Source organism: Streptomyces sp. NBC_00631, assembly GCF_045206895.1.
In the GTDB taxonomy this organism is placed as follows: domain Bacteria; phylum Actinomycetota; class Actinomycetes; order Streptomycetales; family Streptomycetaceae; genus Streptomyces.
Genome location: NZ_CP107734.1, coordinates 3,815,229 through 3,833,040, shown reverse-complemented (window position 1 = coordinate 3,833,040; position 17,812 = coordinate 3,815,229). Strand labels below are relative to the sequence as shown.

The 17,812-nt window shown below is 71.4% G+C and carries 17 protein-coding genes; 10 read left to right on the top strand and 7 right to left on the bottom strand.

The window, feature by feature from the left end:
• Positions 1 to 13: 13 nt before the first annotated feature.
• From OHB00_RS17540 to OHB00_RS17510, 7 genes are all read left to right on the top strand, one after another.
• Positions 14 to 1,318: a hemolysin family protein gene (locus OHB00_RS17540; protein WP_406435840.1), complete on the top strand. Its 1,305-nt coding sequence runs from the start codon at positions 14 to 16 to the stop codon at positions 1,316 to 1,318.
• Positions 1,315 to 1,674, top strand: a complete 360-nt coding sequence (locus OHB00_RS17535) for an MmcQ/YjbR family DNA-binding protein (protein ID WP_406435839.1) — start codon at positions 1,315 to 1,317, stop codon at positions 1,672 to 1,674. The genes OHB00_RS17540 and OHB00_RS17535 overlap by 4 nt, the downstream gene beginning before the upstream one ends.
• Before the next feature lie 42 nt (positions 1,675 to 1,716).
• Complete coding sequence (locus OHB00_RS17530; RefSeq protein ID WP_406435838.1) at positions 1,717 to 2,778, top strand: S66 peptidase family protein; 1,062 nt, start codon at positions 1,717 to 1,719, stop codon at positions 2,776 to 2,778.
• A gap of 58 nt (positions 2,779 to 2,836) precedes the next feature.
• Positions 2,837 to 3,187, top strand: coding sequence for a cytidine deaminase (locus OHB00_RS17525; protein WP_406435837.1), 351 nt, complete (start codon positions 2,837 to 2,839; stop codon positions 3,185 to 3,187).
• Between the two features lie 442 nt (positions 3,188 to 3,629).
• Positions 3,630 to 4,097, top strand: coding sequence for a hypothetical protein (locus tag OHB00_RS17520; RefSeq protein WP_406435836.1), 468 nt, complete (start codon positions 3,630 to 3,632; stop codon positions 4,095 to 4,097).
• Between the two features lie 154 nt (positions 4,098 to 4,251).
• Complete coding sequence (locus OHB00_RS17515) at positions 4,252 to 5,586, top strand: beta-xylosidase (RefSeq protein ID WP_406435835.1); 1,335 nt, start codon at positions 4,252 to 4,254, stop codon at positions 5,584 to 5,586.
• 91 nt (positions 5,587 to 5,677) lie between these two features.
• On the top strand, positions 5,678 to 6,748 hold the full coding sequence (locus OHB00_RS17510) for a WxL protein peptidoglycan domain-containing protein (protein WP_406435834.1): 1,071 nt from the start codon (positions 5,678 to 5,680) through the stop codon (positions 6,746 to 6,748).
• On the opposite strand, the gene OHB00_RS17505 is transcribed toward OHB00_RS17510, so the two are convergent.
• Positions 6,642 to 6,980: a P-II family nitrogen regulator gene (locus tag OHB00_RS17505; protein ID WP_406435833.1), complete on the bottom strand. Its 339-nt coding sequence runs from the start codon at positions 6,978 to 6,980 to the stop codon at positions 6,642 to 6,644. The genes OHB00_RS17510 and OHB00_RS17505 overlap by 107 nt on opposite strands.
• The gene (locus OHB00_RS17500; protein WP_406435832.1) at positions 6,977 to 8,287 is read right to left on the bottom strand and encodes an ammonium transporter; all 1,311 of its coding nucleotides are present in this window, start codon (positions 8,285 to 8,287) and stop codon (positions 6,977 to 6,979) included. Before OHB00_RS17500 ends, OHB00_RS17505 begins: the two co-directional genes overlap by 4 nt.
• Positions 8,288 to 8,430: 143 nt before the next feature.
• Between OHB00_RS17500 and era the strand changes: the two genes are divergently transcribed.
• The gene (gene era / locus OHB00_RS17495; protein ID WP_406435831.1) at positions 8,431 to 9,399 is read left to right on the top strand and encodes a GTPase Era; all 969 of its coding nucleotides are present in this window, start codon (positions 8,431 to 8,433) and stop codon (positions 9,397 to 9,399) included.
• 196 nt (positions 9,400 to 9,595) lie between these two features.
• Here the strand turns inward: era and OHB00_RS17490 are convergent, their stop codons facing one another.
• On the bottom strand, positions 9,596 to 10,444 hold the full coding sequence (locus OHB00_RS17490; RefSeq protein WP_406435830.1) for a helix-turn-helix transcriptional regulator: 849 nt from the start codon (positions 10,442 to 10,444) through the stop codon (positions 9,596 to 9,598).
• Positions 10,445 to 10,566: 122 nt separating this feature from the next.
• Here OHB00_RS17490 and OHB00_RS17485 point away from each other — a divergent pair, with 122 nt between their 5' ends.
• Entirely contained in the window at positions 10,567 to 11,424 is an 858-nt protein-coding gene (locus OHB00_RS17485; protein ID WP_406435829.1) for an NAD-dependent epimerase/dehydratase family protein, read from the top strand.
• Between the two features lie 125 nt (positions 11,425 to 11,549).
• Here the strand turns inward: OHB00_RS17485 and OHB00_RS17480 are convergent, their stop codons facing one another.
• From OHB00_RS17480 to OHB00_RS17465, 4 genes are all read right to left on the bottom strand, one after another.
• On the bottom strand, positions 11,550 to 12,806 hold the full coding sequence (locus OHB00_RS17480) for an MFS transporter (RefSeq protein WP_406435828.1): 1,257 nt from the start codon (positions 12,804 to 12,806) through the stop codon (positions 11,550 to 11,552).
• Positions 12,803 to 14,128: a GH1 family beta-glucosidase gene (locus OHB00_RS17475; RefSeq protein WP_406435827.1), complete on the bottom strand. Its 1,326-nt coding sequence runs from the start codon at positions 14,126 to 14,128 to the stop codon at positions 12,803 to 12,805. The genes OHB00_RS17480 and OHB00_RS17475 overlap by 4 nt, the downstream gene beginning before the upstream one ends.
• A 71-nt stretch (positions 14,129 to 14,199) precedes the next feature.
• Positions 14,200 to 14,466, bottom strand: coding sequence for a protealysin inhibitor emfourin (locus tag OHB00_RS17470; RefSeq protein WP_406435826.1), 267 nt, complete (start codon positions 14,464 to 14,466; stop codon positions 14,200 to 14,202).
• Between the two features lie 21 nt (positions 14,467 to 14,487).
• The gene (locus OHB00_RS17465; RefSeq protein ID WP_406435825.1) at positions 14,488 to 15,555 is read right to left on the bottom strand and encodes a M4 family metallopeptidase; all 1,068 of its coding nucleotides are present in this window, start codon (positions 15,553 to 15,555) and stop codon (positions 14,488 to 14,490) included.
• Positions 15,556 to 15,925: 370 nt separating this feature from the next.
• Between OHB00_RS17465 and leuA the strand changes: the two genes are divergently transcribed.
• Entirely contained in the window at positions 15,926 to 17,647 is a 1,722-nt protein-coding gene (gene leuA, locus OHB00_RS17460) for a 2-isopropylmalate synthase (protein WP_406435824.1), read from the top strand.
• Positions 17,648 to 17,812: the final 165 nt, after the last annotated feature.

Here is a 17,812-nt window from a genome sequence, read left to right as displayed (position 1 = left end):
GGGTCGTATTCGTATGAGTCCGCAGATCGTCGTCGGAGCGATCGCGCTGGTGGTCGTGGCCTGGCTGGCCGCCTGCGCCGAGGCCGGTATCGCCCGCGTCTCCAGCTTCCGGGCCGAGGAGGCGGTGAAGTCCGGGCGGCGCGGCAGCGCCAAGCTCGCCCAGGTCGCCGCCGACCCGACCCGCTACCTCAACGTGGCGCTGCTGGTCCGGGTCGCCTGCGAGATGGCGGCCGCGGCGCTGGTCACGTACGCCTGCCTCCAGGAGATCCCCGCCACCTGGCAGGCGCTGCTCGCCGCGATCGGCGTGATGGTGCTCGTGTCGTACGTCGCCGTCGGCGTCTCCCCGCGCACCATCGGCCGCCAGCATCCGCTGAACACGGCGACGGCCGCCGCGTACGTGCTGCTGCCGCTCGCCAGGATCATGGGCCCGATCCCGTATCTCCTCATCCTCATCGGCAACGCCCTCACCCCCGGCAAGGGCTTCAGGCGCGGTCCGTTCGCCTCCGAGGCCGAACTGCGTGCCCTGGTCGACCTCGCCGAGCAGGAGTCCCTGATCGAGGACGACGAGCGCCGGATGGTGCACTCGGTCTTCGAGCTGGGCGACACGCTGGTGCGCGAGGTCATGGTCCCGAGGACGGACCTCGTCGTCATCGAGCGCTACAAGACCATCCGCCAGGCCCTCACCCTGGCGCTGCGGTCCGGTTTCTCCCGGATACCCGTCACCGGGGAGAGCGAGGACGACATCGTCGGCATCGTGTATCTGAAGGACCTGGTCCGCAAGACGCACATCAGCCGGGACGCCGAGACCGACCTGGTCTCCACCGCGATGCGGCCCGCGTTCTTCGTGCCCGACACCAAGAACGCCGGCGACCTGCTGCGCGAGATGCAGAAGGAACGCAACCACGTCGCCGTCGTCATCGACGAGTACGGCGGCACGGCCGGGATCGTCACCATCGAGGACATCCTGGAGGAGATCGTCGGCGAGATCACCGACGAGTACGACCGTGAACTCCCGCCCGTCACCGACCTCGGCGACGACCGCCACCGGGTCACCGCCCGCCTCGACATCACGGACCTCGGCGAGCTGTACGGCCTGGAGGAGTACGACGACGAGGACGTGGAGACCGTGGGCGGACTGCTCGCCAAGGCCCTCGGCAGGGTGCCGATCGCCGGCGCCTCCGCCCAGGTCGAACTCCCCGACGGGCGCAGGCTCGCCCTGACCGCCGAGTCCGCCGCCGGCCGCCGCAACAAGATCGTGACGGTGCTGGTGGAGCCGGTGCCGGCGGCCGACGACCCGGAGGGGGACGGCACCGAGTGACCCCGGACCAGCTGCGCGCCCACTGCCTGTCCTTCAACGCGGCCGAGGAGGACTTCCCCTTCAACCCGGACATCTCCGTCTTCAAGGTGCTCGGCAAGATGTTCGCGCTGAGCTGGATCGACGCGAAGCCCCTCAAGGTCAACCTCAAGTGCGACCCCGAGGACGCGATCCGGCTCCGCGGCGAGCACGAGGGGCTGATCGCGCCCGGGTATCACATGAACAAGCGGCACTGGAACACCGTGACCGTGGACGGCGGTCTCCCCGACCGGCTCGTCAGAGAGCTGATCGAGGACTCGTACGACCTTGTCGTCGCCGGCCTGCCGAGGGCGGAGCGGCTGCGGCTGGACCGGCCGTAAATACCGTTGCCCGCGGGCGCCCGGGGCGGTCGGATGTGCCGTATGACCATCCGAGATCCGCTGACCGTCACAGATCCGCCGACCGTCAGATATCCGCGTCCCCTGCGTCCCGGTGACCGTGTCGGGGTGACCTCGCCCTCCAGCGGTGTGCCCAAGGAGCTTCGCGCGCGGCTCGACGTGGCGATCCGGACGGTCGAGGAGCGCGGGTACGAGGTGGTGACCGGCCGGTGCATGGACGCGGCCACCCACGTCAGCGCACCGGCCGCCGAGCGCGCCGCCGAACTCACCGGGATGCTCACCGACCCCTCGATCCGGGCCGTCGTCCCACCGTGGGGCGGCGAGACCGCGATCGACCTCCTCCCGCTGCTCGACTTCGAGGCGATCGGGCGGGCCGAACCGACCTGGGTCGTCGGCTACTCGGACATGTCGACCCTCATGACCCCGCTGACCCTGCGCACCGGGGTCGCCACCGTGCACGGCAACTGCCTCATGGAAACGCCCTACCGGCCGCCCGCGGGTCTGCTGTCCTGGCTGGACGTCGTGGCCGCGGCGCAGGGGCAGCCGTTCACCCAGTCCCCGCCCGGGCGGTACCGGGCGGCGGGCCGGGACGACTGGATCGCGGAGCCCGGCGTCCGCGAGGTCACGCTGGACGCCGCGGGCGGCTGGACCCGGCTCGACGGGACCGGGGACGGGGACGTGGACGTCGAGGGCCGGCTGATCGGCGGCTGTATCGAGACACTCGCCAACCTCGCCGGGACGCCGTACCTGGACACCGGCGGCTTCGCCGGGGACGAACCGCTGCTGGTCTATGTCGAGGCGTGCGAGGACAGTGCGTTCACCATCTGCCGGAACCTGCACGGCATGCGGCTCGCCGGCTTCTTCGACCGGGCCGCCGCCGTTCTCGTGGGGCGCACGCGTGCCCCCGGCAGCCCCACCCTCGGCCAGCACGAGGCCGTGCTCGACGCGCTCGGGCCGCTGGGGGTGCCGGTCGTCGCCGATGTGGAGTGCGGGCATGTGCCGCCGTTCCTGCCGCTGGTGAACGGCGCGCGGGGGCGGGTGGTGCACGACGCCGGACGGAGTCAGATCGTCCAGACCCTCGGCTGACTCCGTCCGGTGGCGGGGGCGGGCGGGGGCCGGGCCGGGTTGTTCGTATGCTCGGGGCATGACCTCCAGCAACGCGCTCGATCCCGAGGACCGCAAGATCGTCACCCTGGCCCGCTCGGCCCGGGCCCGCAACCAGGTGCCCGAGGGGGCGGCCGTACGGGACTCGACGGGCCGGACGTATGTGGCGGGGACCGTGGAGTTGCCCTCGCTGCGGCTGAGCGCGCTGCGGACGGCGGTGGCGATGGCGGTGGCGTCGGGGGCGGAGTCGCTGGAGGCGGCGGCGGTGGTGTCGGGGGCCGAGGAGGTTGTGGCCGAGGATCTCGCGGCAGTGCGGGATCTTGGGGGGCCGGGGACGCCGGTACTGCTGGCGGGGCCGGACGGGGAGGTTCGGCTCACTGTCCCTGCCTAGCCCTTCCGCCCACCCGACCCGCTCCGCCGAGAAGCGAGGCCTTGTCTGACTCCGTCGGGGGAGGGGCGGGGGCCGGTTGACCGGGGCGCGCGGCGGTGCGGGGACGGGTGCGGCGCCGTCGTGGTTGCGCGCGCCGTTCCCCGCGCCCCTTCAGGTGGGACCAGCTCAGGCGCCCCAAAGGGGCGCGGGGAACTGCGCGATCAGCCACACACCACCCGCACCCGCCCACGCACCCCAGTCACCCCTCTCGGCCGCCCTCCCCGCCGCCCCTCGCCGCAGTCGGCCAAATTTCAACCTTGCCGGTGTGTGTCGCTCGCGCATCAATGGGACCGTAAGTTCCGACGGACCGTCAGATTCGGCCCCGCGGTGTGTCCGCACCCACCCGGACCGGGGTCACCGTCCCACATGGCATTCCCACGTAACGGGAAGGGAACCGATCCCCATGAAACGAACAGTCACCGGTGCGGCACTCGCGGCGGGGGCCCTCGCCGCCACGGCGCTGGCCTTCGCGCCCTCGGCCGCCGCCGTCACCCCGACCACCGCCACCGTCACCGCCAACTGCGGCGTCTTCGGCGGCGGCACGGCCACCCTCACCGCGACCCAGAGCGGTACCTCGGCCACCCTCACGCTCACCTCCAGCGCGATCACCACCCCACTCGCGCTGTCGGCGAACTCCATCGCCTCCACGCTGACCATGGCCAACTCGACCGGCGCCAACCGGGTCTTCAGCGGCACCGTGAACCCGGCCATGGCCGCCGGCTCCCCGGTCACCGTCGGCCCGCTTCCCGGCACCGTGGCCGCGGGTGACAGCCTCGACTTCTACAAGGGCTCGCTGAAGATGGTCATCTTCGGCGTCACCGTCACCTGTACGTCCAGCGCCGCCCAGTCGCCGGGCCCGTTCGTCTTCTGAGTCCGTTGACGGGTTCGTTCCGGATGCCGCAGAACCTGATGAACCGTCAGGTTTCTGCGGCATCTCCATTGACTTCTCACGCGGCCTCCACATCAATGGCCCCCTGTCGGCGCAGAGGAGCCGCTGCGCCCGCAACCCTCAGGAGGGGGCTTCCATGGGTTCACCCCCAAGATCACGAAGATCCCGACGGTGGCGCTGGATCTCACTGTTCGGGGCGACCGCGCTCGCGGTGACGGCGGGTGGCGCGCTGGCCTGTCCGGCCGGTGCCGCCGGGACGAACGTCGACTTCGCCACGCACTGCATCCCGCCCGCCGTCGCGGGCCTCCCGCCGATCGACGGCACCACCACCGCCAACATCTCGGTGGACGACACCAGCCCCAAGGTCGGCGACACGGTCACCGTGACCTACACCGTGGTCACGCCCGCCGCCAACAACCCCACCGCCCTCGCCCTGCCGGCCGACATCATGACGCCGACCGGGAAGGTGACGCTGGGCGGGGCGCAGACCGGGGACGTGACGGTGACCGGGCCGAAGAAGAACGATCCGGTGCCGGGGTACGGGACCTTCCCGTCGTTCTCCATGACGGGGACGTTCACCGTCACCTCGCCGGGCGCCATCACGCTCTCGCCCGGCGACTACAACATCCACACCAGCTACATCCTGGAGCTGGACACGCCGTGCACCGTCACCACCCCGCCCGCCCCGGTGTCGGAGACCGTCACGGCCACCTCGACCACACCGGTCAACAACCGTGCCATCAGCCTGGACAAGGCCTCCGGCAACCCCGGTGACAGCGTGACCGTCAGCGGGCAGAACTTCACGCCGGGGGCGACCGTGACCCTTGCCGGCCGGTCCGGGGACACCCAGACCGCCGACACGGCGACGGCCACCGCGGGCTCCGACGGTTCCTTCAGCGCGCCCCTCGTCGTCAACGACAAGACGACGACGGGGATCGTGGCGTACGAGGGGAGCTCGTGGAGTGCCGACACGGGGGCGGGACCTGCCGCCTACGTCGTCAACGACACCACGCCGGTGCCCGACGGGAGTCAGAAGCTGACGACCACGGTCAAGGCGGGGACCCTGTCCATGTCCCAGGCCGGGGACTCCGTCGCGCTGTCGGCGGTCGACTTCGGGCAGGGCGGGGCCTCCACGGGCAACCTGCAGACCGTCACCGTCAAGGACTTCCGCGGCGGTCCGGCCGGCTGGTCGCTCACCGGCAAGGTCACCGACTTCACCGGTCCCGGCGCCAAGATCGACGCCGGGAAGCTGAGCTGGACGCCGAGCTGTGCCACCAAGTCGGGCAGCCCCAGCACCTGTGCGGCCGGTTCGGCGGGCACCGTCGGCAGTTCCGGAGCGACCCTCGCGTCGACGCCGGACGCCACGCTGACCGGCGGCGAGTTCACGGTCGACGCCGGACTCTCCCTGGACGTCCCGGCGTTCACGCCGCCGGGGTCGTACTCCGGAGTCCTGACCCTGACGCTCACCTGAGCCAACTGCCAACTCCCTTGTGGCGGCCGGGCTTTCGCACCGTGAAAGACCCGGTCGCCACCGACCCGCTTCCGACCGGGGGTCCGCACCCATGCGTCGCGTCAAGCCGTATGTCCTCCTCCTGAGCCTGATCCTCGGCGCCCTGTGCACGGCGGTTCCCGCACGCGCCGCCGACAACGGCAGCTGGTCCGTGTACCCGGTCGCCTCCAGGATCGCGGCGCGGCCGTACTTCTATCTCTCCCTCGACCCCGGATCGACGATCACCGACAAGGTGGCCGTCGCCAACAAGACCGGCAGGCCGCTCACCTTCCGGCTGTACGCGGCCGACGCCTACAACACCGCGCGCGACGGCGGCTTCGCCGTCCGCACGGTGAAGGAGCGGATGCGGGGCGTGGGGGCCTGGGCGAAGCTCGGGAAGGCGCGGGTCACCGTGCCCCCGCACAAGACGGTCACCGTTCCCTTCACCCTGCGGGTGCCGAAGGGCGCCGAGCCCGGTGACCATCCGGGGGCGATCGTCGCGCTGGACGAGAAGGTCGACCCGGGGTCGGGCTCCCTGGCGCTCGGCGTGCAGCGGGCGGTCGGCGCCCGCGTCTATCTGCGGGTGAGCGGGCCGACGCTCCCGGCCCTCACCGTCGAGAACGTGCACATCGCCCACCACCAGCCGCTCGTGCCCGGCCTCGGCGACAGCACGGCGACGATCTCCTACACCCTGCACAACACCGGGAACGTCACGCTGGATCCGAAGGTACGGCTGCGCGCGCGGGGCCTGTTCGGCCGTACGCTGCTCAGCCGCGACCTCACCGGGGTCCCCTCCGAGCTGCTGCCGGGGGAGCGGGTGGAGCTCACCGCGCGCTGGCGGGACGCACCCCAGCTCGACTGGGGCGACGTGACGGTGACGGCCAGCGCGACCGGAACCGAGGAGTCGGCGAGCGCGTCGTTCCTCGCGCTGCCGTGGCTGGTGGTGGCGGTGGTCTTCGTCGCCGGGGCGGCGGCCGGCGCGCTGTTCGCCCGGACGCGCCGGGGCAGGGGCCGGGGGAAGCCGTTCCCCGGGTGGTTCAGAGGGCGTCGGGACCGCGCTCGCCCGTCCGCACCCGTACGACCGTCTCCACCGGCAGCGCCCACACCTTCCCGTCCCCGATCTTCCCCGTCTGCGCGGCCTTGACGATCGCCTCGATCACCGGCTCGGCGTCGGCGTCCTCGACGACGACCTCGATGCGCACCTTGGGTACCAGGTCGACGCGGTACTCGGCGCCCCGGTACACCTCGGTGTGGCCGTGCTGCCTGCCGTATCCGCTGGCCTCGGTCACGGTCAGGCCGTGCACGCCGAGTTCCTGGAGCGCGGTCTTCACCGCGTCGAGACGGTAGGGCTTGACGATCGCGGTGATGAGCTTCATGCCTGGGAATCGACCTTCCGGGCGGCGGGGACGACGGAGTGGGCGACCGGGGCGCCATGGCCCAGGACCCCGTGATCGTAAGCGGTCTCGGCGTGCACCGTAAGGTCCAGACCGGTGTGCTCCTGGTCCTCGGCAGCCCGGAAGCCCATCGTCTTGTCGAGCAGCTTGCCGATGCCGTACGTCCCGGCGAACGCGTACGCCGCGACGGCCACCACCGCCACCGCCTGCTTGCCGAGCTGGGCGAGCCCGCCGCCGTAGAAGAGGCCCTCGGCGCCGCCGGTCATGGCCTTCTCGGCGAACAGGCCGATCAGGAGGGTGCCGATGATTCCGCCGACCAGGTGAACGCCGACGACGTCGAGGGAGTCGTCGTAGTTCAGCTTGAACTTCCAGCTCACGGCGTACGAGCAGACCACGCCCGCGGCCAGTCCGACGACCAGCGAGCCGAGCAGGGAGACCGAGCCGCAGGACGGGGTGATGGCGACCAGGCCCGCGACCGCGCCCGAGGCCGCGCCCAGGGTGGTGGGGTGGCCGTCGCGTTTCTGCTCGACGAAGAGCCAGCCGAGCAGGCCGGTGCAGCCGGCGGCGAGGGTGTTCAGGAAGACGGCGGCGGCGAGGCCGTTCGCGCCCATCGCCGAGCCCGCGTTGAAGCCGAACCAGCCGAACCAGAGCAGGCCGGCGCCCAGGATCACCATCGGGAGGTTGTGCGGCCGCATCGCGTCCTTCTTGAAACCGAGCCGCGGGCCGAGGACCAGGCACAGGGCGAGGCCGGAGGCGCCGGAGGTGATCTCGACGGGCAGACCGCCGGCGAAATCCAGGGCGCCGAGGTGGTGCGCGATCCAGCCACCCGGGCCCCACACCCAGTGCGCGACGGGAACGTATACGAGCAGTGCCCAGACGGGGACGAAGACCAGCCATGCCCCGAACCTGGCCCGGTCCGCGATCGCGCCGCTGATCAGCGCGGCCGTGACGATCGCGAAGGTGAGCTGGAAGGTGGCGAAGAGGAGGGTGGGGACGGTGCCCTGCACACTGTCCGGCCCGAGGCCGCGCATGCCCGCGTGGGCGAGGTCGCCGAGCAGCCCGGCGCCGAGGTCGTCCCCGAAGGCGAGCGTGTATCCACCCACCAGCCACACCACCGTGACCAGGGCGATCGACACGAAGCTCATCATCAGCATGTTGAGCACGCTCTTCGTGCGGACCATGCCGCCGTAGAACAGGGCCAGACCCGGGGTCATCAGCAGGACCAGGGCGGTGGCGGCGAGCAGCCAGGCGGTGTCGCCGGTGTCGGCGTGCGCGGCGGAGAGGAACACGGGCGTCTCCCACTGGGGTCGGGGCTCGTCAGAGAGTCACCGGTCCTGGTTTCCGGTTGCGTACGGCTGTGTTTCCGTGACGTTTCGTTGCGCCGGGGTTACCGAAATCTCACGGTGCGGCGGGGCCTCGTGGATCAGGGAGAATGGGAGCCATGAGCGTTCGCAGCCAGTCCACCGAGCCGTCGGAATCGCCGGAGGCCGCCCACCGGGCGGGCTTCGCCTGTTTCGTCGGGCGCCCCAACGCGGGCAAGTCCACCCTCACGAACGCTCTGGTCGGGCAGAAGGTGGCGATCACCGCGAACCAGCCGCAGACCACGCGGCACACGGTACGGGGGATCGTGCACCGGGAGGACGCCCAGCTGATCCTGGTCGACACCCCCGGCCTGCACAAGCCGCGCACCCTGCTCGGCGAGCGGCTCAACGACGTGGTCCGCACCACCTGGGCCGAGGTGGACGTGATCGGCTTCTGTCTCCCGGCGAACGAGAAGATCGGTCCGGGTGACCGTTTCATCGCCAAGGAGCTGGCGGGGATCCGCAAGACCCCCAAGGTCGCCGTCGTCACCAAGACCGACCTCGTCGACTCCAAGACCCTCGCCGAGCAGCTGATCGCGATCGACCAGCTCGGCAAGGAGCTCGGCTTCGAGTGGGCCGAGATCGTCCCGGTCTCGGCGGTCGGCGACAAGCAGGTGAGCCTGCTGGCCGACCTGCTCGTCCCGCTCCTCCCCGAGGGGCCGGCCCTCTACCCCGAGGGCGACCTGACCGACGAGCCCGAGCAGGTCATGATCGCGGAACTGATCCGCGAGGCCGCCCTGGAGGGCGTCCGCGACGAGCTGCCGCACTCCATCGCCGTCGTCGTCGAGGAGATGCTCCCCCGCGAGGACCGCCCCGCCGACAAGCCCCTCCTGGACATCCACGCCAACCTGTTCATCGAGCGCCCCAGCCAGAAGGGCATCATCATCGGCCCCCAGGGCAAGCGCCTGAAGGAGGTCGGCATCAAGAGCCGCAAGCAGATCGAGGCCCTCCTCGGCACACCCGTCTTCCTCGACCTGCACGTGAAGGTGGCCAAGGACTGGCAGCGGGACCCGAAGCAGCTGCGGCGGCTGGGGTTCTAGGACCGGCCGGCACCACGGGGACCGTGGGGGCACGAGGAGGGAACGCCGGCCCGGATGCGGATCTGCCTTGGAGACGGACCGCGTGCACTCCTCCGGCGAGAGCCCCGGACGGTCGCTCCGGACGTCCGGGTCGAGCGTCCGGTCTCCGGCTCGTGCTGCCGGAAGCAGGTGTGGTGCGGCCCGGATTCCCGGGCGGTCAGGAGCGGCTCGGGGTCATGTCCTGCAGGCCCACCACCCGTAGCAGTTGCAGGCGTTCGTGGGACTCCGTGCCAGGGCGGGCCGTGTGGATGACCAGGTGCTGGTGGGTGTCCGTGTTGATGAGGACCTCGCAGTCCAGTTCCAGGAGGCCGACGGACGGGTGGAGGAAGCGTTTCGTCGTCGCGCGGCGTACCGCCACCTCGTGCTCGGCCCAGAGGCGGGCGAACTCCTCGCTGCCGGCCAGGAGTTCGGCGACGAGGGCGGCGGGGACCGGGTCGCCGGGACGGGCGGCGGCCACCGCGCGGAGGTTGGCGACGTGTTCGCGGGCCCGTGCCGGGCGGTCCTCCGGCGGGAAGAGGCCGCGGACCGACGGGTCCAGGAAGTAGCGGCGGAGCATGTTGCGTTCGCGCGGCGGGCGGGCCAGGACGTCGCCGCTCAGCGCCCGTGACAGGGCGTTCTGGGCGAGGACCTCGCCGCAGTCGGTCGTCACCAGCGCCGGGGTGTCGTGCAGCCGGTCCAGGACCAGGAGCAGCCCCGGCCCCACGTGGGTGCTGGTCGCCTCCCGGCGCGGGGGTTCCTCGCCGGCCAGGTGGAACAGGTGGTCGCGTTCGTCCTCCGTCAGGCGCAGCGCCCGGGCCAGCGCCGTCAGCATCTGGCGGGACGGGCGCGGGCCCCGGGACTGTTCCAGGCGCGTGTAGTAGTCGGCGGACATGCCGGCCAGCGCCGCCACCTCCTCGCGCCGCAGCCCCGGGGTGCGCCGCCGGGCGCCCGGCGGCAGGCCCACGTCGGACGGGTCCAGGCGGGTGCGGGCGTGGCGCAGGAAGTCGGCGAGTTCGGGACGGTTCACCTCTCCAGGGTGGCGCGGGGCGTCCGGCTTATCCAGGGACCGCCGGTCCCCTGATCGGAAGGTCTCTCCCGGTCGCGCCCGGGCCCGGCGAGGGTGGTGGCACCAGAGCGAAGGAGCAGACCATGATCACTCTTGTCACCGGTACGACCGGGCAGGTGGGGCGGCGGTTCGTCCCCCGGCTGATCCAGCAGGCGCAGGCGGATGAGCGGGTACGGGTGCTCGTGCGGGACGCGGCCCGGGGCGAGCCGTTCGCCGTGCTGGGCGCCGAGGTCGTCGTCGGCGATCTGCGGGACGAGGATGCGCTCGGCAAGGCCGTCGCCGGGGTGGACGCCGTCGTGAACGTCGCCGCCGCCTTCCGCGGGGTGCCGGACGAGGAGGCCTGGGCCGTCAACCGGGACGCGGCCGTGGCCCTGGGGAAGGCCGCGGTCTCAGCCGGGGTACGGCGGTTCGTGCAGGTCAGCACCGGGAACGTGTACGGCACCGGACGCGGCCGGCCGCTGACCGAGGACGACGAGAGCCGGCCCGGCGGTGAGATGTGGGGTGCGTACCCCGAGTCCAAGGCGGCCGCCGAGCGGGAGCTGCTCGCGCTGGCGGGCGGCATGGAGGTGCGGATCGGGCGGCTGCCGTTCGTCTACGGCGAAGGGGACCCGCACATCGCGAACGCGATGCCCTGGGCCGCGCGCTGGGCCCCCGCGCAGCGGCTCCAGATGGCCCACCACGCGGACGTCGGGCAGGGGCTGATGCGGCTCCTGTACGCCCCCGCGGTGAACGGCCCGGTCTACAACATCGCCGACGACGCACCCGTCACGACCGTGGAACTGTACCGGCTGGCCGGCGTCGAGCCGCCCGAGGACCTGTCCACCCATACCGACCGCGACCCATGGCACGGGATCATGTCGAACCAGAAGATCCGCCGGGATCTCGGCTTCCGACCGATCTACCCGAGCGCCTGGACGGCCTGGGACGCCGGAGCCCTGTAGGCCGCGCGATGCGTCGTCGGTCGGCTGCGGCGCCGTCGTGGCCGGTCGCGCAGTTCCTCCCCCAGCCTTCGGGCGGGGGTACCCCCAGCGCCCCTTTCGGGGCGCGCTGCCGGTGCCGGACGTGTTCAGTCGACCCCTCTGATCCGCCGCACCAGCCACGCCCCCGCCAGTCCGATCACCGCCGCCACCAGGTACAGGACCCGGTAGCCGCCGAGGTAGGTGACGATCGGCGCGGCGAGGGCGGGGGCCGCGACCTGCGGCAGGGCGTTGGCGACGTTGATGACGCCGAGGTCCTTGCCGCGGTCCAGGGCCTTCGGCAGGACGTCGGTCATCAGCGCGAAGTCCACGGAGGTGAACACCCCGAAGCCGATGCCCAGCACCGCCGCGGCCACGATCGCCCCCGGCCAGGTCTGCCACACCGACAGCAGCGCCGTCGCCACCGCCATCAGCATCCCCGACCAGATCACGAACGGCTTGCGGCGGCCCGTCCGGTCGGACCAGACCCCGCCGACCACGACCGTCGCCATCAGCGTCAGCCCGTTGACGGCGGTCAGGATCAGCACGCCCTGGTCGGGATCGGAGTAGTGCAGGCGGTCGCGGAGGTAGTAGAGCAGGTAGAGCAGGACCAGCGCGTTGCTGAGGTTGATCAGGAAGCGGGTCAGCCACGCCCAGCCCAGGTCGGGGTGGCGGCGCGGGCTCAGCCAGAAACCGGCGAGGAAGCCCCGCCAGGACCACTCCGGCCGGTCGTCCGGTGCCAGCCGCAGGTCCGGGTGGCGCAGCACGTACGGCAGGACGCCCAGCGCCGTGAACACCGCGCACGCCACATAGCCCGCCCCGACGCCCCCGGCGGCCGTCGCCAGGCCGGTGCCGCCGACCACGCCCAGGATCTGCGCGGCCCCCAGCCAGCCGCCCACCGAGCCCCGCTGAAGTCTCGGCACCCGGTCCGGCACCGCCGCCGTGACCGCCGCGAACGCCGCGTTCAGGGTCAGCTGGACCAGGCACCAGCCCAGCATCATCGTCCACATGCCGCCGGCGCCCGCGAGGAGCAGCAGGGACAGCGCCCCGCCCCCCGTACCGGCGACGATCCACGGCGTACGGCGGCCCCAGCGGGACGTCGTACGGTCCGACAGGGCGCCGAAGACCGGGTTCGCCGCGAGGGACGCCACCGCGCCGACGCCGGTCACCCACGCCAGCATCGTCTCCTTCGACATCCCGGAGCCGGGCGCGAAGTCCTTGGCCTGGGAGGCGAGCAGGATCTGCAGGGGGCCGTACCAGCCCACCCAGATCGCCCCGTTGGCGAGACTGAGCGCCGACGTCCAGCCCCGCCCCACCCGCTCGACCGGCTCCGCCAGGGCGGCGGCGGGCTCCCGGAGGGTCGTCATCTCTGCGCCCGCAGGACGTCCCGGTACCAGGTGTACGACGACTTCGGGGTCCGGGCCTGCGTCGCGTAGTCGACGTGGACCAGGCCGAAGCGGCGCGCGTACCCCTCGGCCCACTCGAAGTTGTCGAGGAGCGACCAGACGAAGTAGCCGCGCACGTCCACCCCGGCCTCGACGGCCCGGTGCAGCGCCCGGATGTGGCCGTCCAGGTAGACGATGCGGTCCCGGTCGTCGACGCCCTCGTACGAGCAGCCGTTCTCGGTGATGACGACCGGCGGGAGCCGGTCGCCGTAACGGTCCCGGAAGCCGGTGAGGAGTTCCGTCAGCCCGTCCGGGACGACCGGCCAGCCGAAGTCCGTCACCGGGACGCCCTCGATGTCCTGGACGGAGAAGGGGAGTTCCGCGGGGAGGGTGAGCCCGCCGAACTCGATCTCGGTGCCCTGCGGGGCGCCGACCTTCGTCGGGGCGTAGTAGTTGACGCCGTACCAGTCGAGCGGCTCGGCGATCACCTTCAGGTCGGCGGCGACATCGCCGGGCATCAGGTCGCCCATGCCGTCCGGGTACTCGCCGAGCAGGACGGGCTCGGCGAACAGGCGGTTGAGGAGGAGGTCGTAGAAGGCGGCCGCGTCCAGGTCCGGCTGGTCCCGGGAGGCCGGCCAGGTCGGGCCGTGGGAGTTGGCGATGCCGATGTCGGCCGCGCCGGCCGCGCGCAGCGCCCGTACGGCCAGACCGTGCGCGAGGAGCTGGTGATGGGCGACCGGGAGCGCGTCGAACATCAGCTGCCTGCCGGGGGCGTGGGCGCCGAGGGCGTGGCCGAACAGGGTGTGTTCGGCCGGCTCGTTGAGAGTGATCCACTTCTTGACGCGGTCGCCGAGCCGGTCGGCGACGGTCGAGACGTGGTCGGCGAAGCGGGACGCCGTGTCCCGGTCCAGCCAGCCGCCGTGCTCCTGCAGTGCCGTCGGCAGGTCCCAGTGGAAGAGGGTCGGGACCGGCCGTACGCCCGCCGCGCACACCTCGTCCACCAGGCGGTCGTAGAAGTCCAGGCCGCCGGCCGAGCGCACCCGCGGCCAGGAGACGGAGAAGCGGTACGCGTCCACGCCGAGGCCGGCCAGGAGCGCCACGTCCTCGCCGTGCCGGTGGTAGTGGTCGCAGGCCACCGCCGCCGTGGAGCCGTCCTTGATCCGGCCCGGCTCCGCCTCGAACACGTCCCACACGGACGGCTCGCGCAGGTCGGCCGCGCCCTCGATCTGATGGGCCGAGGTCGAGACTCCCCAGAGGAAGCCGTCGGGGAAGCGGGGGATCGGATGGACCGCGTCTGTCGCCATGGCCGGGATCATCCTTACCCCCGGTAACGTAAGTCAACGCCCGGGCGTGAACTACCCGTCACGGACCCCGGTCACGCCCCTTCCTTCAACACTCGTGAGATCAACTCGCGTTGCTCCTCGGACAGCTGCGGATCGGCCGCGTACGCCGTCCGGCCGTCCACCGTGATCTCGTACGCGAACCCGTCCGGCACCCCCGGTGGCGGTGTGTCCCGGCCGGTCGCGAGCGCGCGCTCGGCCAGGGCCTGCCACTCGGCGGCGTCGGGCCGGTCCGAGGTGTCCACCTCGGACCGGCGCTCGATGCCCGCGAACCCGCCCGTGCGCCTCACCTGAATACGCATGGGTCCCTGTGTAGTACGGATTCAGGCGGCCTGCACCCCCACCTGGGCCCACGCCTTGAGAGCCGCCTCGCTCTCCTCGCCCGCCCCGTAGCGGGCCTTGGCCGCGGCGGCCGTGAGCTTCGCGAAGTCCACGAACGTGGCGTCCGACCGCAGTTCACCGCCGGTGAGCACGTCGTACCAGATCTGCCCGGCCCGCTCCCAGGCGTTGCCGCCGAGGACGGTGGCGAGCAGGTAGAAGGCGTGGTTGGGGATGCCGGAGTTGATGTGCACACCGCCGTTGTCCCGGCTGGTCCGCACGTAGTGCTGCATGGTGGCCGGCTGCGGGTCCTTGCCGAGGCGGGGGTCGTCGTACGCCGTGCCCGGGGCCTTCATCGAGCGCAGCGCCACACCGTGCACGCCGGGGGCGAGCAGGCCCTCGCCGATCAGCCAGTCGGCCTGGTCGGCGCTCTGGCCGAGCGAGTACTGCTTGATGAGCGAGCCGAAGACGTCGGAGACCGACTCGTTGAGGGCGCCGGACTGGCCGTAGTACTCCAGGTTCGCGGTGTACTGGGTGACGCCGTGCGTGAGCTCGTGGCCGATGACGTCGACGGAGCTGGTGAAGTCGGTGAAGATCTGGCCGTCGCCGTCGCCGAACACCATCTGGTCGCCGTTCCAGAACGCGTTGTCGTAGTCGACGTCGTAGTGCACGCTCGCGTTCAGCGGCAGGCCGTCGCCGTCGATGGAGTCGCGCCCGTACGCCTTCAGGTACAGCTCGAAGGTGGCGCCGAGACCGGCGTAGGCCCGGTTGACGGTGGCGTCCTGGCCGGGCTCCGAGCCCTCCTGGCGGACCTCGGTGCCGGGGAGGTCGGTGCGGTGGCCGGCGTCGTAGATCGTGCGGTGGGGCGCGCTGTCGGCGGTGGCCGGGGTGGCGGCGGCCGCCAGGGTGCGGACCGCGGTCACGCGGCGGCGGGTGCGCTGGGCCGAGTCGTGCTGGAGGGTGCGCAGCGCGGAGTCGGCGAGTGCCTGGTCCTCGTGGGTGGCGAGGTGGTCGAGGATGTGCGGCGGCACGATGGTGCAGAAGACGGGCCTGTAGCCCCCGTTGGTCGTCATGCTCCACGATTGCACTGCGTTAGCCCCGTGTCACTAGGGGCGAGCATGATTGGTGAAAAATGCGGATGCTCCTGCCGTGGATGGTTGCGCTGTGTTATTCAGCGCGGGCTGTGGGGGGCTGGTCGCGCCCACGCGGCGGAGCCGCACATGTCACAGCCCCGCGCCCCTGACGGGCGCTGTGGTCCCGCATGCTGATACAGAACCGCTTCGTCATGAGGGCTCGGTTACAGTTGCGTGCATCATGCGTTTCGGGCTGCTTCTTCTTAGCTGCCGCGGCGAGGGCCTGTAGTCCAGGTCGACTCCCTCCCCGCGGAGCTTCGCGTTGCGTCGTCGGCCGTCCTTCCGGACACCCACTAGGAGCCCCGTCATCATGGCGAACCGCCAGCAGCCCAGCACCATGCCGATCCACAAGTACGGCCGGTACGAGCAGGTGGACATCCCGGACCGCACCTGGCCGGACAAGCGGATCACCGTCGCTCCCCGCTGGCTCTCCACCGACCTGCGGGACGGCAACCAGGCCCTGATCGACCCGATGTCGCCCGAGCGCAAGCGCCGGATGTTCGACCAGCTGGTCAAGATGGGTTACAAGGAGATCGAGGTCGGCTTCCCCGCCTCCGGTCAGACCGACTTCGACTTCGTGCGCTCGATCATCGAGGAAGAGGGCGCGATCCCCGACGACGTCACGATCTCCGTGCTGACCCAGGCCCGCGAGGACCTGATCGAGCGGACCGTGGAGTCGCTGAAGGGCGCCCGGCGGGCCACCGTCCACCTGTACAACGCGACCGCTCCGGTGTTCCGGCGCGTGGTCTTCCGCGGTTCCAGGGACGACATCAAGCAGATCGCCGTCGACGGCACGCGGCTGGTGATGGAGTACGCGGAGAAGCTGCTGGGTCCGGAGACCGAGTTCGGCTACCAGTACAGCCCCGAGATCTTCACCGACACCGAGCTGGACTTCGCGCTGGAGGTCTGCGAGGCGGTCATGGACGTCTACCAGCCGGGTCCGGGCCGCGAGATCATCCTCAACCTGCCGGCCACGGTGGAGCGGTCGACGCCGTCCACGCACGCCGACCGCTTCGAGTGGATGCACCGCAACCTCTCCCGCCGCGAGCACGTCTGCATCTCCGTCCATCCGCACAACGACCGCGGCACCGCCGTAGCCGCCGCCGAGCTGGCGCTGATGGCCGGCGCCGACCGCGTCGAGGGCTGCCTGTTCGGGCAGGGCGAGCGCACCGGCAACGTCGACCTGGTCACCCTGGGCATGAACCTGTTCTCGCAGGGCGTCGACCCGCAGATCGACTTCTCCGACATCGACGAGATCCGCCGCGTGTGGGAGTACTGCAACCAGATGGAGGTCCACCCGCGCCACCCGTACGTGGGCGACCTGGTCTACACGTCCTTCTCCGGCTCCCATCAGGACGCCATCAAGAAGGGCTTCGACGCCATGGAGGCCGACGCGGCCGCGAAGGGCGTCACCGTCGACGACATCGAGTGGGCGGTGCCGTACCTGCCGATCGACCCGAAGGACGTCGGCCGCTCCTACGAGGCGGTCATCCGGGTCAACTCGCAGTCCGGCAAGGGCGGCATCGCGTACGTCCTGAAGAACGACCACAAGCTGGACCTGCCGCGCCGGATGCAGATCGAGTTCTCGAAGATCATCCAGGCCAAGACGGACGCCGAGGGCGGCGAGGTCACCGGCGCCGACATCTGGGCGGTCTTCCAGGACGAGTACCTGCCGAACCCGGACAACCCCTGGGGCCGGATCCAGGTCCGCACGGGTCAGTCGACCACCGACACGGACGGCGTGGACACCCTCACCGTCGAGGCGACCGTCGACGGCGAGAACACCGTCCTGACCGGCTCCGGCAACGGCCCGATCTCCGCGTTCTTCGACGCGCTGCAGGGCCTGGGCATCGACGTACGTCTGCTGGACTACCAGGAGCACACGATGAGCGAGGGTGCCTCCGCGCAGGCCGCCTCCTACATCGAATGCGCGATCGACGGCAAGATCCTGTGGGGTATCGGCATCGACGCGAACACGACGCGTGCGTCGCTGAAGGCGGTCGTCTCCGCCGTCAACCGCGCGGCGCGATAACCCCTCTGACCGGCGGTTTCGGGGCCCTGATCAGCTCTCGTGGCGATCAGGGCCCCGTCGTTTCCCGGCCAACACGACGTGCAGGTCACGGACAGGTCTCGTACGGGGTACTGACTCCGGCTCCTCCATGTGGCTAACATCACGCCAGCGGTGGCGATGTTGCCA

Excerpts from the sequence above, each read along its gene's own strand:
- OHB00_RS17540 (WP_406435840.1), top strand. The coding sequence starts at position 14 with ATGAGTCCGCAGATCGTCGTCGGAGCGATCGCGCTGGTGGTCGTGGCC.
- OHB00_RS17530 (WP_406435838.1), top strand. The coding sequence starts at position 1,717 with ATGACCATCCGAGATCCGCTGACCGTCACAGATCCGCCGACCGTCAGA.
- OHB00_RS17525 (WP_406435837.1), top strand. The coding sequence starts at position 2,837 with ATGACCTCCAGCAACGCGCTCGATCCCGAGGACCGCAAGATCGTCACC.
- OHB00_RS17520 (WP_406435836.1), top strand. The coding sequence starts at position 3,630 with ATGAAACGAACAGTCACCGGTGCGGCACTCGCGGCGGGGGCCCTCGCC.
- OHB00_RS17515 (WP_406435835.1), top strand. The coding sequence starts at position 4,252 with ATGGGTTCACCCCCAAGATCACGAAGATCCCGACGGTGGCGCTGGATC.
- OHB00_RS17510 (WP_406435834.1), top strand. The coding sequence starts at position 5,678 with ATGCGTCGCGTCAAGCCGTATGTCCTCCTCCTGAGCCTGATCCTCGGC.
- OHB00_RS17505 (WP_406435833.1), bottom strand. The coding sequence starts at position 6,980 with ATGAAGCTCATCACCGCGATCGTCAAGCCCTACCGTCTCGACGCGGTG.
- era (WP_406435831.1), top strand. The coding sequence starts at position 8,431 with ATGGGAGCCATGAGCGTTCGCAGCCAGTCCACCGAGCCGTCGGAATCG.
- OHB00_RS17485 (WP_406435829.1), top strand. The coding sequence starts at position 10,567 with ATGATCACTCTTGTCACCGGTACGACCGGGCAGGTGGGGCGGCGGTTC.
- OHB00_RS17480 (WP_406435828.1), bottom strand. The coding sequence starts at position 12,806 with ATGACGACCCTCCGGGAGCCCGCCGCCGCCCTGGCGGAGCCGGTCGAG.
- OHB00_RS17475 (WP_406435827.1), bottom strand. The coding sequence starts at position 14,128 with ATGGCGACAGACGCGGTCCATCCGATCCCCCGCTTCCCCGACGGCTTC.
- OHB00_RS17470 (WP_406435826.1), bottom strand. The coding sequence starts at position 14,466 with ATGCGTATTCAGGTGAGGCGCACGGGCGGGTTCGCGGGCATCGAGCGC.
- OHB00_RS17465 (WP_406435825.1), bottom strand. The coding sequence starts at position 15,555 with ATGACGACCAACGGGGGCTACAGGCCCGTCTTCTGCACCATCGTGCCG.
- leuA (WP_406435824.1), top strand. The coding sequence starts at position 15,926 with ATGGCGAACCGCCAGCAGCCCAGCACCATGCCGATCCACAAGTACGGC.